We start from the raw sequence: 14,075 nt of genomic DNA, 5'->3' as shown, positions 1-14,075 counted from the left end.
CAGAAGCTACCGACGAGTAGCCCAAAGGTGCAGGTCAGTACGCTCGTACTGTTAAACCGAGAGGGGTCAGAGCGAGAACAGTGATGCGATCGCTTTTGTCTCGTCGCCGACGGCATATGTGAGCGTTCTAACAGTGCGATCGGAGAGCTCTTCGCCGAATTTGTCGGTCGATCCGGCCGGGTGAACATGCGACAGGATCTCGAGCTTCTCGCCGAGGGCCACCGCGGCGTCGTGCTCGATGGTCACCCGCAGCGGCTTCTCCAGCAGCTCGGGATGGGAGTACAGGTAGTCCTCGACCACCGTCCAGTAGACCGAGTTGTTCATGTGATCGAACAGGTCGATGTCGGACACCCGCACCGGGTACTCGCGGATCTCGGCCGCATCCTCACGACTGCCGGCCTTCAGGTAGGACTTCCAGCGCAGACGGGATTCGTCGGTGGTGCGCCGCAGGCCCGACAGGAAGTCGTCGGAGATCCGGGAGGGGCCCTGCGTCTCCCGGTTGATGTGGATCCAGAACGCCTCGGACTCCATCAACCCGCCCTTGCGGCCGTCGATACGCACCCGCATCTCGCACCACCGGTTGGACGTACCCGAACACCACCGCCGCATCCGCAGGATGTCGCCGCCCTCGATGGGCCGGATCAGATCGATCATCGTGCGGCGGACGATCCATGCGGGGTGGACGTCCTCGTAGCCCATCTCCCGCAGCTGGTCCTGGCCGACGTCCTGAATGTGCCGGCAGGCGCCGTCGAACCGCAGTCGGCCGGCGCGGTCGACGTCGGCCATCCGCAGCGGCCATTCCCGGTCGAAGACATCGGGATGGGGATCGGGCACCGGCATCATCACCTTGTTCAGCCCGGTGGTCGAATTCTGCGCGGTTCCCGTCATGGTCATCTCCAGTCACTGTCGTCTGAGCCGATCATGCCAGGCAGCCCGATGCTGTCAGTAGTGACCGAACTGCCAAGAATGCAAAGACGGCCTTCGCACCCTTGTTAGGCTGTTTGACGTGGCAAAAACGTTCGTGGGGTCGCGGGTGCGGCAACTACGGAGCGAGCGTGGTTTCAGCCAGGCGGCGCTGGCCCAGATGCTGGAGATCTCCCCCAGTTATCTCAACCAGATCGAGCACGACGTACGCCCGCTGACCGTGGCGGTGCTGCTGCGCATCACCGAGGTGTTCGGGGTGGACGCGACGTTCTTCGCCTCCCACGACGACACCCGGCTGGTCGCCGAGATGCGCGAGGTCACGATGGACCGCGACCTCGGCGCGGACATGGACGTCGCCGAAGTCGCCGACATGGTCGCGGCGTATCCGAACTTCGCCCGCGCGATGGTCAACCTGCACCGTCGTTACCGGCTGACCACCACGCAATTGGCGGCCGCCACCGAGGACCGCTATTCCGACGGCAGCGGTAGCGGTTCGATCACCATGCCGCACGAGGAAGTGCGCGACTACTTCTACCAACGGCAGAACTATCTGCACGAACTCGACACCGCCGCCGAGGATCTGACCGCCAAGATCCGCATGCACCGCGGTGATCTGGCCGGGGAGCTGGCCAACCGGATGACCACGGTGCACGGCGTACGGATCGTGCGGCGCATCGACCTGGGCGACACCGTGCTGCACCGCTACGACCCGGCCACCAAGACCCTGGAGATGGGCAACCATCTCTCCAGCGGCCAGCAGGTCTTCAAGATGGCGGCCGAACTGGCCTTCCTGGAGTTCGGCGACCTCATCGACAAGATGGTCGACGAGGGCATGTTCACCAGCGACGAATCCCGCACCCTGGCCCGCCTCGGGCTGGCCAATTACTTCGCCGCGGCCACCGTCCTCCCCTACCGCCAGTTCCACGATGTGACGGAGAACTTCCGCTACGACGTGGAACGGCTGTCGGCGTTCTACTCGGTGAGCTACGAGACCATCGCGCACCGGCTGTCCACCCTGCAGCGCCCGTCGATGCGCGGAGTCCCGTTCTCCTTCGTCCGGGTCGACCGCGCGGGCAACATGTCAAAGCGCCAGTCCGCCACCGGCTTTCACTTCTCGTCTTCGGGAGGCACCTGCCCGCTGTGGAACGTCTACGAGACCTTCGGCAATCCCGGCAAGATCGGCGTGCAGATCGCCCAGATGCCCGACGGCCGCAACTACATGTGGGTGGCCCGCACCGTGGAGCGACGCGCGTCGCGCTACGGGCAGCCCGGCAAGACCTTTGCCATCGGGCTGGGATGCGAACTGCGCCATGCCCATCGGCTGGTGTACTCCGAGGGGCTGGACCTTTCCGGCGAGGTGGCCACGCCCATCGGCTCGGGCTGCCGCGTGTGTGAACGCGACAATTGCCCGCAACGCGCGTTCCCGGCGCTCGGCAAGGCGCTGGACCTCAACGAGCACCGCTCGACGGTGTCGCCGTACCTGGTGCGGCAGCCGTAGCCGCTGATATCCCACCGTTTTCTGCGCAGTGGTCGCTCGATGAACACCACCACCTGTGCCAGACTCGGCTGGGTGAGTGCACTCGAGCCGGCCCGCATCGCACCCGGCGGATTCCGTGAGCTGGGCCCGGTCAACTGGGCCATCGCCAAGCTGGGCGCCAGGGCCATCCGGGCGCCCCGTTTCACCTTGATGAACGTGCTGGGCCAGCACAAGCTGCTGTTCCTGGCGTGGCTGCCGTACTCCGGGCTGCTGCTCGGCCCCCTCGGCAAGATTCCGCGTCAGGACGCCGAGCTCGTCATCCTGCGGGTGGGACATCTGCGCGATTGCGAATACGAGTTGCAGCAGCACCGCCGGCTGGCCCGCAGCCGCGGCGTGGATGCCGAGACCCAGGCCCGCATCTTCGAGGGTCCCGACGCCGAGGGCCTGACCGACCGGCAGCGGGTTCTGGTCACCGCGACCGACGAGTTCGTCGTCACCCGGTCCATCTCGGCGGAGACCTGGGCCGCGCTCTCCGCGATTCTCACGAAGCAGCAGATCATCGAATTCTGCATGCTGGCAAGCCAATACGATGGCCTGGCCGCCACGATGACGACGCTGCGGATCCCGCTGGACTTCCCGGACTAGCAGTCGCCGCTAGCCAGAACGCACGGTTTCTCGGTCGGACGTGGTCTTGGCGTTGCAGGCCTCGCTCAAGGAGCGGCCGGCCGTTTCCACGCCCCACGCCACGGTGACGGCCAGCCCGACGAATGAGATGACCGCCCCGGCCAGCAGCACCCAGTTGACGCCCTTGTCGAGGGCGAACGGCATCAGGTAGACGGCCACCGCCGCACCGATCCGGCTGGCCGCAGTGCCGATGCCGACGGCCGTGGCGCGCACCTCCGTCGGGAACAACTCGTTGGGATAGACGATCTCGAGGAAGTTCGACGCCCCGGACAGCAGCGCGAAGGCGCACACGGCGGTGAAGACGATCATCACCGGCAGTCCGGGTATCAGACCCGCGATGCCCCAGATGATCCCGATACCGGCGAAGGTGTAGATCAGCAGGGCCTTGCGGCCGATCCGGTCGACCAGGAACAGCCCAGGGATGCCGCCGACCACGAACAGCGCGGCGAGGAACACCTCGGCGCCGTTACCGGTGATGCCGACCTCGCCCAGGATGTCGAAGGAGAACGAGTAGATGGACAGCAGCGGGATCACCTGACACATCCAGAACAGGCTGACGAACAGCGTCCGCTTCAGGTAGGGCGGCTTGAACACCGACCGCAACGTCGCGCGTTCCGCCGGCTCCGGCTCACCGAGATCCTCCACCCCGTAGTCGGGTCCGAAGACCTGCTTGATGGCTCGGTCGGCTTCCTCGACCCGTCCCTTGCTGATCAGCCATCGCGGCGATTCCGGTGTCCCCAATCGCAGGAACAGCGTGACGAGTGCGAAGACGGCCGGGCTGGCCAGCATCCACCGCCAGGCATTGTCGCCGGCCAGGTGCGTGCACACCATTGCCACGGCCGGGGCGGCAGTCGCACCGACGGCCCACACGACGAATGTCGCGCCGAGCATGCGGCCGCGATACTTGGCGGGCAGGTATTCGGCGAGCAGTGAGGTGGCTATCGGATAGTCGGCGCCGATCGCCATGCCGATGAGGAATCTCAGCAGGATCAGTTGCCAGACCTCGGTGGCGAACATGCAGCCCACCGAAAAGACGGCCAGGGCAAGCAGATCCAGGATGTACATCATGTGGCGGCCGACCTTGTCGGTCACCCAGCCGAACAGGCCGCCGCCGACGAAGATCCCGACGAGGACCGCGGCGGCGATCATCCCCTTGTCGGCTGTCGTGACGTCGAACGACGTGCTCATGGTGGCCCAGGTGAACCCGATGATCGCAATGGCATAGCCGTCGATGAACGGTCCGCCCGACGAGTACAGCGTCAGTTTCTTGTGGAATGCCGTCAGCGGCGCGTCATCGATCAGTCCACTGCTAGATGCCATTGGGTTCCCTGTGCTGCCGATGTGGACGGGCCGCGGCCCGATCTGTTCACATCGACATTCGTCCAGGGTCCGCCGGTCCTGCAGAGGAAAATCGCTCGAAACGCGCGCCCTGTCGTTGTGCGATCACACAAACCTAGAGGTACGTAACTCCGAGCAACACGAGCGAGAACAGCACCGGGGACACCGGCAGTGCCCACAGGAACGCCGCCCACGTATGTGATTTCTGCTGGTACTTCCGCCAGCCGAAGTATCCACCCGCGGCGCCGCCGATGAGCGACAGGCCTGCGACCAGCAGCACCCAGATGTTCACCCGGGAGCCCTCGGTCGCCAACGTGATGGCGGCCAGCCACAGAATGTGGCCGACCACCAATCCGGCTATGCCGGCGACGATTTCGTTTCTCAAAAGTTGATCATGTGGCCGGCCAGACCGTGGAAGCACTCCTGCAGCGCCTCCGACAGGGTCGGGTGGGTGTGCACGTTGCGGGCCAGCTCGTTGGCTGTCAGATCCCACTTCTGCGCCAGCGTCAGCTCGGGCAGCAGCTCGGACACGTCGGGCCCGATCAGGTGTCCACCGATCAGCTCGAGGTGCTTCTTGTCCGCGATGAGCTTCACGAAGCCGGTCGGGTCGGCCAGGCCGTGGGCCTTGCCGTTGGCGGTGAACGGGAACTTGGCGACGACAACGTCGTATCCCTCGGCCTTGGCCTGCTCTTCGGTCAGGCCGAAGCTCGCCACCTGCGGCTGGCAGAACGTCGCGCGCGGCATCATCCGGTAGTCGCCGAGCGCGAGAGTCTCGGCGCCGCCGATGGTTTCGGCTGCGACGACGCCCTGCGCCTCGGCGACGTGGGCCAGCTGCAGCTTGCTGGTGACGTCACCGATGGCGTAGATGCCCGGCACATTGGTGCGCATGTAGTCGTCGATCGCGATGGCCCCGCGGTCGGTGAGTGCGACACCGGCGGCCTCCAGGCCAAAGCCCTCGACATTGGGCGCGAAGCCGATGGCCTCCAGCACCTTGTCGGCCTTGAGCTCTTCGGTGTTGCCGTCCTTGCTGACCGTGACCTTGACCGTCGAACCATCATCCACGATGCCCTCGACCTTGGTCCCGGTGAGGATCTTCACGCCGAGCTTCTTGTACTGCTTCTCGATCTCCTTGGAGACCTCGGCGTCCTCGTTCGGCAGGGCGCGCGGCAGGAACTCGACGATGGTGACGTCGACGCCGTAGTTCTTCAGCACGTAGGCGAACTCCATGCCGATCGCGCCCGCGCCGGCGATGATGATCGAGCCCGGCAGGTCGCGCGAGAGAATCTGGGTTTCGTAGGTGACCACGTTGTCGGACAGCGAGGTACCCGGAACCAGGCGGGTCGACGATCCGGTCGCGATGATCGCGTTGTCGAAGGTCAGCTCCTCGGTGCCGCCCTCGTTGAGCTTGACCGTCATCGACTTGGGCCCGGTGAAGGTGCCGTAGCCGTGGACCTCGGTGATCTTGTTCTTCTTCATCAAGAAGTGCACGCCGGCGACGCGGCCGTCGGCGACCTTGCGGCTGCGATCGAAGGCGGCACCGTAGTCGAAGGTGGCCTCACCGCTGATGCCGAAGGTCTTGGCTTCCTTGTTGAAGATGTGCGCGAGTTCCGCATTGCGCAGCAACGCCTTGGACGGGATACACCCGACATTGAGGCACACGCCACCCCAGTATTTGGGTTCGACAATGGCGGTGCTCAGGCCCAGTTGGGCGGCACGAATGGCCGCGACGTATCCACCGGGGCCAGCTCCGAGAACGACGACGTCAAAGTGGGTCACGACCCCACCCTAGTGGTCGGCGCAATGGTCCTACCGGGCGATCCAGCCGAACACGTAGGCGCCGTAGAAAACCGCGGCGGCGGCCATCGCCGCCAGCGGCGCCGACATCAGTGCGATGGCCAGGGCCGATATCAGGGGTTTGCGCTGGGCGGTCGACGCCACCAGGGCGCCGACCGTGGTCGCGACGATGTAGCCGAGTACGACGAACACCGGCCAGGTCTTGTCCGCCGATTGGTACCAGTAGTAGTACAGGCCTGCCCCCGCGGCCGCGGAGACGAACCACACCCCGGCCAGTACCCCGACGAACGTCCACCACTTCATGGACAGATAGGTCCCCTCCACCACGATGGGTGGGACCGGAGCGGGCAGCGGTGCCGAGGGCGCGTCGTCGGAGGCCGTCTCGTCCGGGGTCATGTCTTCCGCGGACGTCGTCTGGAGCGACAGCTCCTCGTCGAGGATCTCGTTCTCCCCCGTGTCGAACAACGGGGCGAAGTCCGCGGTGGAGGTGTCGACGTTCTCAGGCATGGGTTGCCACCTGGATGATCGCGAGAGCGGCGAACCAGCCGGGCGCGATGGCCAGTACCGCCGCGCCGAGCGCGGTAACCCACCGCCGCCCCGAAACCAGGACGGTCAATACTCCGAGGGCACCGGGTACCCCGAGAACGAGCGCGATCACCACGTCGGGCCTGACAGTTACCGTCACCAGCAATGTCGTGGCGATCCCCGCCAGCAGCCCGACCGCTACGCCGACCAACATGACGCTGGTCAGCAGCCACGCCCGTGGCAGCGGAATCACTCTTCGACGATAACGCCGCGACGCCTTACGTCGGCGTCACCGGCACGGCGCGTCCCCCTGGAACCGGGCAGGCGTCGGCGGCTTCCTCGACGATGTGGCTGCCGGTATCGGGCGGTCGGGCACCGGCGCTGTACTGCGCGCCGGTTACCGGGGGCTGCTCGGTCAGCAGGTCGTTCTCGGCGTCGGTGAAGGCCCGGCCGCGGGACAGGAACCGCATCCCTTCGGGTGCCTCCAGACTGAAACCACCGCCGCGGCCTGCGACGACGTCGATCACCAACTGGGTGTGCTTCCACGCCTCGAACTGTGGGCCGGAGATCCACACCGGCACCCCGGCGCCACCCACGTCGAGAACCGCCAGCAGGACATCGCGGTCACCGACGATGAACTCACCGTCGGGGTAGCACATCGGCGAGGAGCCGTCACAGCAGCCGCCGGACTGGTGGAACATCAGCGCACCGTGGCGCTGCTGTAGCCGCGACAGCAGATCGGCGGCGGCCGCGGTGATCAGGGCCCGCGCCGGTGCCTGGCCCATCACGTCCTCGTTTCTTCGGCCATTGGTGTAGTTCAGCTCACAGTACGCGCGCGGTAACAATGTGGGGGTGACGAAGGACCCTTACCTGTGGCTTGAGGACATCACCGGCGACGACGCGTTGGCGTGGGTGCGGGCGCACAACGAGCCGACGATCGAGGAGTTGAGCGGCGAGCGTTTCGACGCGATGCGCTCCGAGGTGTTGGAGATCCTCGACACCGATGCGCGGATCCCGTATCCGGGCCGGCGCGGTGAGTACCTGTACAACTTCTGGCGCGACGAGGCCAACCCGCGCGGCCTGTGGCGGCGCACCACGTTGGAGAGTTACCGGACCGACGATCCGGACTGGGACGTGATCCTGGACCTGGACGAGTTGGCCCGTTTCGAGGACGAGAACTGGGTGTGGGCCGGGCCCGAGGTGATCGAGCCGGACCACACCCTGGCCATGATCAGCCTGTCCCGAGGCGGTGCCGATGCCACCGTGGTCCGCGAGTTCGACATGCGGACACGGGAATTCGTCTCCGGCGGATTCGAGCTGGCCGAAGCGAAGTCATCGGTGTCCTGGGAGGACGAGGACACCCTGCTGGTGTGCACCGACTTCGGCGAAGGATCGATGACCGAGTCCGGTTATCCGCGTATCGCCAAGCGCTGGCGCCGCGGTGAGCCGTTGGCCGACGCCGAGACGGTGTATGAGGCCGAACCGACCGACGTCCGGGTGATCGCGTCGATCGACCGGACCCCGGGCTTCGAGCACACCCGCCTGGGCCGCTACACCGACTTCTACCACCGCATCCGTTACGAGGTGCGTGACGGCGAGCTCATCGAGCTTCAGGTGCCGACCGACTCGTCACTGTCGCTGCACCGCGAGTGGCTGCTGATCTCGCTGCGAACCGACTGGCAGGTGGGTGAGGTCACCTACCCCGCAGGTGCGCTGTTGGGCACCAAGTTCGATGATTTTCTCGACGGCACAGCAGATCTCGCGATGATCTACGAGCCGGACGAGCACAGCAGCCTGTCGAGTGTGCAGTGGACCAAAGAGAAGCTGATCCTCATCACCCTGCGGGATGTCGCCAGCCACGTCGAGGTCGTCACCCCCGGGACGTGGGAGCGCAGGGACGCACCGGACATTCCGCCGGCGACGGACACCATCGTCGTCGACATCGACCACTTCGGCGACGAGGTGTTCTACAACTCAAGCGGGTTCACCGCTCCCTCGCGGCTGCTGTACGGCACCGCGGGCGGCCCGCTCGTCGAGGTCAAGTCCGCACCGGCGTTCTACGACGCCGACGGCATCGGCGTCGAGCAGTTCTTCGCCACGTCCAAGGACGGCACGAAGGTCCCGTATTTCGTCGTCGGACGCCGCGAGCAACCGAGCCCGACCTACCTCTACGGCTATGGGGGATTTCAGAACTCGTTGACCCCGGGCTACATCGGCGGGGTCGGCCGGGCCTGGCTGGAGCGCGGTGGCACCTACGTGCAGGCCAACATCCGCGGCGGCGGCGAGTACGGCCCGGGCTGGCACAAACAGGCGATGCGGGAGAACCGCCACCTGGTGTACGAGGATTTCGCCGCCGTCGCCGCGGATCTCGTGCACCGTGGCATCACCACCGTCGAGCAGCTCGGTGCCGGCGGCGGCAGCAACGGCGGACTGCTGATGGGCGTGATGCTGACGCGGTACCCGGAGCTGTTCGGGGCACTGGTGTGCAGTGTTCCGTTGCTGGACATGAAGCGTTTCCACCTGCTGCTCGCGGGCGCGTCATGGGTGGCCGAGTACGGCAATCCCGACGATCCGGCTGACTGGGAGTTCATGTCGAAATATTCTCCCTACCAGAATATTTCAGACTCTGCGAAGTATCCGCCGATCCTGATCACCACCTCGACCCGTGATGACCGGGTGCACCCCGGGCATGCCAGGAAGATGACGGCCGCCCTCGAGGAGGCCGGGCACCGGGTGCTGTACTACGAGAACATCGAGGGTGGCCACGGCGGCGCGGCCGACAACAAGCAGTCCGCGTTCAAGGCGGCGCTGACCTACGAGTTCCTCTGGCAGACCATCGGCTCCTAGCCCAGCACGCCCCGTCCGGCGATCATCGGCAGGTCCAGGAAGGTCCGGATTCCGGGAGCGGCCGCACACACCGGCGCGATGGCGTGCACCGCATGCATCGCGGTGCCCAGGCAGCCCTGCTCGGTCTCGTCTTCACCGTGGGTGGCGATCTGGGATTTGAGCTCCATCGACGGGTTGCCCTCGACGGTGACGTGCCAGCCGCGCCCGGACGGCCAGTCGGGCGCCTGATCGTCGCCGAGCCGGGTGATGTGTTCGACGGTCAGCGCGGGCCGCCCGTTGACGACTGCGGTGTAGGAAAACCGTTGCGCTGACACGGTTCCGGCCTCGACGCGGCCGGATTTGATGTCGAACGCCTCGGTCGCGACGGCCACCCGGCGGTCGAAGACGAAGTCATCGATGGTGGCGCCGAGTCCTTCGGCCAGCAGCATCAGTGGCGCCTTGAAGGTCAGCCCGGCCAGTGCGGGATCGGCCATCGGCACCGGCTCGTCGGGACTCTTGCCGAAGCCCATGATGTCGAACATCATCTCGGGGCTGTCGTAGGTGCTGTAGTCCATCAACTCCTGCACCAGCAGGGTGTCGATCCGCTGGAACAGCCCGGACATGGTCAACGGCAGAACCTCCGCGGCCCAACCGGGTTCGATACCTGTGGCATGAAATGAGGACTGCCCCTGGACGCGGGCTGCTTCCAGTTTGTCCACCACGCGCTGCCCCATGCTCAACGGGTAGATCAGCCCGGTGACGGCGGTGGACACCACGTTCTTGCCCGAGCCCAGCAGGCGGCAGATGTCGTCGACCGCGCCCATCGGGTTCATCTCGCCCTGCGGCATGTACAGGACACAGTCGGCGTCGGTCGCCACGATCTCGTCCCGATCGGCGGTGGCGGCGACGCCGATGTCGCCGATGCCGCAGATTTCTCCGACGTCGCGACCGGCCTTGGCATCGCTGTAGACCAGGGCGCCGACCAGCTCGAGTTCGGGGTGGGCCTCGACCGCCGCCACCGCATGCTTGCCAACGGATCCGGTGGCCCACTGAATGACGCGCAGCATGCTGTGGACATTACTGTAACAACGACAGTTGGGTTGCCGGATCGGCCAGACCTCAATCCCGGCGGCGCAGCCCACCGAGCAGCGCCACGATGATCCCGAACACCACCAGCGCGCCGCCGGCGGCCAGGGTGAGGTTGAGCCATTGGTGCAGGCTGTCGATCGCGTGACCGGCCATGGCGTCGGCGATCTGGCGGATGTCCCCGCTGGTGTGGTTGAGGGCCTCGTTGAGATAGCGCCGGCCCACCTCCAAGCCCGCCCACCCGGCGGCACCCACCAGTAACGCGGAAATCCCCAGTGCGGCAATGGTTTTACCGCGGGCGCGGGCGGCGGCCAGCGTCAGCAGGGCGAAAACGCCGGCCAGCACCGTCACGCCCACACTGACCCATGGGCCCCACACGGCCAGCGGACGCAGGATCCCTGGTCGCAGACTGTCCGGCGCCGACGAGGCGATGGGAACCGTAAGCGTCTGTGGCACTTCGATACCGAAGTTGGTCAGGGTTTCGTGGAACGAGGCATCCGAGAGCATCGGTGCCACATCGATCACCCAACTGCCGTTCTCGTTCCGCGACAACCGGTCGGTGAACATCCAGGTGTGTGCGAGTTGATTGGCCAGCGCGAACTGCCCGGGGAAGTCCGGGCCCGTGGTGTAGGCACCCGCCGCGGCACGGATCCGCCGCGAGTCCACGTCTGCCCCGTTCTGCGCGGCCAGGGATTGCACCTGGGTGGTGAGTTCACCGGCCACCGCCTGCTGCAACTGCGGATCCTCCGCCGCGGCCGCCGCGAACGCCGAGTAGCCCTGCTGGTCGATGATGTTCTTCTGCACCCACGCCGACGGCACCGCCGCAGCGAGCAGGATCGTCGTCAGCACCCACAGGAACAGCGTCATGACGAAGCGCACGCCGTCCTCCTAGTTCTCGGGCGGCGGCCAGACTGCTCAGTCCGACAGGGCACGCCCCACGATCAGCGGATCGGCGTGGCCGACCACGTCAAAATCCTTGTTGTCGTAGTCGAACTTACCGAGAACATGGCGCATGGCGTTGATGCGGGCGCGTTTCTTGTCGTTGCTCTTGACCACGGTCCAGGGCGCCATCTCGGTGTCGGTCCAGGCGAACATGTCTTCCTTGGCCGCGGTGTAGTCCTCCCATTTGTCCAGCGACGCGAGGTCGGTGGGTGAGAGTTTCCACTGCCGCACCGGGTCGACCTGGCGGATGGTGAACCGGGTGCGCTGCTCGGATTGCGTGACGGAGAACCACAGCTTGGTGAGGCTGATGCCGTCGTTGACCAGCATCTGCTCGAACAACGGGGCCTGGCGGATGAATTCGGCGTGCTGCTTGGGCGAGCAGTAGCCCATCACGCGCTCCACTCCGGCGCGGTTGTACCAGGAGCGGTCGAACAGCACGATCTCACCGGCAGCGGGCAGGTGCTGCACGTAGCGCTGGAAGTACCACTGGGTGCGTTCTTTTTCGGTCGGCTTCTCCAGGGCGACCACCCGGGCCCCGCGGGGGTTGAGGTGCTCCATGAACCGCTTGATGGTGCCGCCCTTGCCGGCCGCGTCGCGTCCCTCGAAGACGATGACGTGCCGCAGCCCGTTGCCCTGGCTCCACTTCTGCAGCTTCAGCAGTTCGATCTGCAGCAGCCGCTTCTGCTCCTCGTACTCTTGGCGCGACATGCGGTCCTCGTACGGGTAGTTCTCCCGCCAGGTGTCCACGACCTCGCCGCCGGGTTCCAGCAGCAGTTCAGGGTCGTCATCGTCGTCGTCACGGACCGTGTAGCCGGTGATGTCCAGAGTCACCGGCCGACGGTATCCACCCCGGCGAACACGAAGGTGTCGCCGGGGTGAACGGCTGGTACGTCGTTACTTGGCCTTACGGCGCGGACGAGCCAATGCCAGCTTGGTCAGGAGCTTGTTCATCCTGACGATGGCCTTCTCCGAGTTGTTGTAGTAGCTGCCACCGGCGCCGACGCTGGTGCGCGGCACCACCACGGTCTCCTGCTTGCAGAACTTGCGCACCCCGTCGATTCCGCCGAAGCGGGCGCCGATGCCCGAGGTCTTCCAGCCGCCCATCGGCGCCGTCGTGCACATCAGGTTGGAGATCACGTCGTTGACGTTGACCGCACCGCAATCGAGCTGCAGCGCAATGGCCTTGGCCCGCTCGACGTCCTTGGAGAACACCGAGGCGCTCAGGCCGTAGGCGCTGTCGTTGGCCAGCCGGACGGCTTCCTCGACCGAGGACACCCGCATGATCGGCAGGGTCGGTCCGAACGTCTCCTGGGTCATGCACGCCATCGAGTGGTCGACGTCGACGAGCACGGTCGGCTCGAAGAAGCTGCCTCCGCCCTCGGGGCGCTTGCCGCCGGTCAGCGCCTTTGCGCCGGCGGCGAGGGCCTCGTTGACGTGCCGTTCGGTGATCGCGACCTGGCTGTCGTCGATCTGGGAACCGAAGTGGTAGCCCTCCCCGGTGCCCATCTTGAGGTTCTCGACAGCTTTGACGGTGGCGGCGACGAACTGGTCGTAGACCGGATCGAGCACGTAGACCCGCTCGACGGAGACGCAGGTCTGGCCCGCGTTGAACATCGCACCCCACACAGCGGCGTTGGCGGCCAGCTCGACGTCGGCGTCCTCGAGCACGATCATCGGGTCCTTGCCGCCGAGCTCCAGGCTCACCGGGGTCAGGCGACGCGCGGCGCGTTCCATCACCTTGGCGCCGGTCGCGCAGGAGCCGGTGAACTGGATGTAGTCGGCGTTGTCGATGACGGCCTCGGACACCGCGCGGGCGCCTTGCGCCAGGGCGAACACCTCGGGGGCACCGGAATCCAGCCAACCGCGCAGCAGCACCTCAGCAGTGAGCGGGGTGCGCTCGGACGGCTTGAGCAGCACCGCGCACCCGGCGGCCAGGGCGCCGATGGCATCCATCATCGCGTTGGCCACGGGGTAGTTCCACGGCGCGATGATCCCGACCACGGGACGCGGCCGGTAGTGCACCGAGATCTTCTTGATGGACATGATGGGCAGCGCGGCGGGTCGCGAGTCCGGCGCCATCGCCTGCTCGACGACCTTGATGTAGTACGACAGGATCATGATCAGCAGCGGGACCTCTTGCGCGGCGTCCATGGCCGACTTGCCGGTCTCGGCGATCAGGAGTTTTTCGATCTCGTCGCGGTGGTCCCCCAGCCACACCGCGTAGCGGGACAGCACCTTGGCGCGGCCTTTGGCGCCGCGTGCCTCCCACTCCCTCTGCGCTTCCCGCAGCCCGGCCGCGATACGCGGCACGTCGGCCGCGTCGGTCCAGGTCACCTGGCCGGCGACGGCACCGGTGGCGGGGTTGTGAATAGTGCCGGAACCCGTGAACTCTCCGGTCAGAGCTACATCTGGCGTCGCAGTCATGGGCCTATGTTAACCACCGTGTGTGACGCACGTCGCACCGGGGTTGACACCTGTC

At 66.1% G+C, this 14,075-nt stretch carries 14 protein-coding genes; 3 read left to right on the top strand and 11 right to left on the bottom strand.

Translation table 11 applies throughout. The features are described 5' to 3' along the window. Positions 1–66: 66 nt before the first annotated feature. Positions 67–888, bottom strand: coding sequence for an acyl-[acyl-carrier-protein] thioesterase (locus TX88_RS06925; protein WP_044519164.1), 822 nt, complete (start codon positions 886–888; stop codon positions 67–69). A gap of 118 nt (positions 889–1,006) precedes the next feature. Between TX88_RS06925 and ramB the strand changes: the two genes are divergently transcribed. Then, the gene (ramB, locus tag TX88_RS06920; protein ID WP_044515625.1) at positions 1,007–2,422 is read left to right on the top strand and encodes an acetate metabolism transcriptional regulator RamB; all 1,416 of its coding nucleotides are present in this window, start codon (positions 1,007–1,009) and stop codon (positions 2,420–2,422) included. Positions 2,423–2,494: 72 nt separating this feature from the next. Beyond that, positions 2,495–3,046: a carboxymuconolactone decarboxylase family protein gene (locus TX88_RS06915; protein WP_044519163.1), complete on the top strand. Its 552-nt coding sequence runs from the start codon at positions 2,495–2,497 to the stop codon at positions 3,044–3,046. A gap of 9 nt (positions 3,047–3,055) precedes the next feature. Here the strand turns inward: TX88_RS06915 and TX88_RS06910 are convergent, their stop codons facing one another. The 6 genes from TX88_RS06910 to TX88_RS06885 all read right to left on the bottom strand — a co-directional run bounded on the left by TX88_RS06910 (position 3,056) and on the right by TX88_RS06885 (position 7,527). Continuing rightward, complete coding sequence (locus tag TX88_RS06910) at positions 3,056–4,405, bottom strand: MFS transporter (RefSeq protein ID WP_044515623.1); 1,350 nt, start codon at positions 4,403–4,405, stop codon at positions 3,056–3,058. A 133-nt stretch (positions 4,406–4,538) separates the two neighbouring features. Then, positions 4,539–4,808, bottom strand: coding sequence for a flagellar basal body-associated FliL family protein (locus TX88_RS06905; protein ID WP_044515621.1), 270 nt, complete (start codon positions 4,806–4,808; stop codon positions 4,539–4,541). Next, positions 4,805–6,199 carry a dihydrolipoyl dehydrogenase gene (gene lpdA, locus TX88_RS06900; protein WP_044515619.1) on the bottom strand — a complete coding sequence of 465 codons (1,395 nt, stop codon included), beginning with the start codon at positions 6,197–6,199 and terminating at the stop codon, positions 4,805–4,807. Before lpdA ends, TX88_RS06905 begins: the two co-directional genes overlap by 4 nt. A 30-nt stretch (positions 6,200–6,229) precedes the next feature. Continuing rightward, complete coding sequence (locus TX88_RS06895; protein WP_044515618.1) at positions 6,230–6,724, bottom strand: hypothetical protein; 495 nt, start codon at positions 6,722–6,724, stop codon at positions 6,230–6,232. Next, positions 6,717–6,995: a putative holin gene (locus TX88_RS06890; protein ID WP_044515616.1), complete on the bottom strand. Its 279-nt coding sequence runs from the start codon at positions 6,993–6,995 to the stop codon at positions 6,717–6,719. The genes TX88_RS06895 and TX88_RS06890 overlap by 8 nt, the downstream gene beginning before the upstream one ends. Positions 6,996–7,020: 25 nt before the next feature. Further along, positions 7,021–7,527: a DUF779 domain-containing protein gene (locus TX88_RS06885; protein WP_044515614.1), complete on the bottom strand. Its 507-nt coding sequence runs from the start codon at positions 7,525–7,527 to the stop codon at positions 7,021–7,023. A 67-nt stretch (positions 7,528–7,594) separates the two neighbouring features. On the opposite strand from TX88_RS06885, the gene TX88_RS06880 reads away from it, so the two are divergent. Then, a complete protein-coding gene (locus TX88_RS06880) occupies positions 7,595–9,589 on the top strand; it encodes a prolyl oligopeptidase family serine peptidase (protein WP_044519162.1) in 1,995 nt (664 codons plus the stop codon). Here the strand turns inward: TX88_RS06880 and TX88_RS06875 are convergent. From TX88_RS06875 to TX88_RS06860, 4 genes are all read right to left on the bottom strand, one after another. After that, positions 9,586–10,635, bottom strand: a complete 1,050-nt coding sequence (locus TX88_RS06875; protein WP_044515613.1) for an NAD(P)H-dependent amine dehydrogenase family protein — start codon at positions 10,633–10,635, stop codon at positions 9,586–9,588. The genes TX88_RS06880 and TX88_RS06875 overlap by 4 nt on opposite strands. A gap of 52 nt (positions 10,636–10,687) precedes the next feature. Continuing rightward, a complete protein-coding gene (locus TX88_RS06870; protein WP_044515611.1) occupies positions 10,688–11,533 on the bottom strand; it encodes a hypothetical protein in 846 nt (281 codons plus the stop codon). A 36-nt stretch (positions 11,534–11,569) separates the two neighbouring features. Continuing rightward, the gene (ppk2, locus tag TX88_RS06865; protein WP_044515608.1) at positions 11,570–12,427 is read right to left on the bottom strand and encodes a polyphosphate kinase 2; all 858 of its coding nucleotides are present in this window, start codon (positions 12,425–12,427) and stop codon (positions 11,570–11,572) included. Between the two features lie 63 nt (positions 12,428–12,490). Beyond that, positions 12,491–14,020 (bottom strand): aldehyde dehydrogenase family protein, encoded by a 1,530-nt coding sequence (locus tag TX88_RS06860; protein ID WP_044515607.1) that lies wholly within the window; start codon positions 14,018–14,020, stop codon positions 12,491–12,493. Positions 14,021–14,075: the final 55 nt, after the last annotated feature.

The sequence above is a fragment of the Mycolicibacterium septicum DSM 44393 genome (assembly GCF_000455325.1).
Classification (GTDB): Bacteria; Actinomycetota; Actinomycetes; order Mycobacteriales; family Mycobacteriaceae; genus Mycobacterium; species Mycobacterium septicum.
Note: the sequence above shows the minus strand (reverse complement) of the source record. Positions and strands in the feature narration are given on the sequence as shown.

Bases quoted from the DNA above. Each gene is read 5' to 3' on its own strand.
- TX88_RS06925 (WP_044519164.1), bottom strand. From the start codon at position 888: ATGACGGGAACCGCGCAGAATTCGACCACCGGGCTGAACAAGGTGATG.
- TX88_RS06910 (WP_044515623.1), bottom strand. From the start codon at position 4,405: ATGGCATCTAGCAGTGGACTGATCGATGACGCGCCGCTGACGGCATTC.
- TX88_RS06895 (WP_044515618.1), bottom strand. From the start codon at position 6,724: ATGCCTGAGAACGTCGACACCTCCACCGCGGACTTCGCCCCGTTGTTC.
- TX88_RS06885 (WP_044515614.1), bottom strand. From the start codon at position 7,527: ATGGGCCAGGCACCGGCGCGGGCCCTGATCACCGCGGCCGCCGCCGAT.
- TX88_RS06875 (WP_044515613.1), bottom strand. From the start codon at position 10,635: ATGCTGCGCGTCATTCAGTGGGCCACCGGATCCGTTGGCAAGCATGCG.
- TX88_RS06860 (WP_044515607.1), bottom strand. From the start codon at position 14,020: ATGACTGCGACGCCAGATGTAGCTCTGACCGGAGAGTTCACGGGTTCC.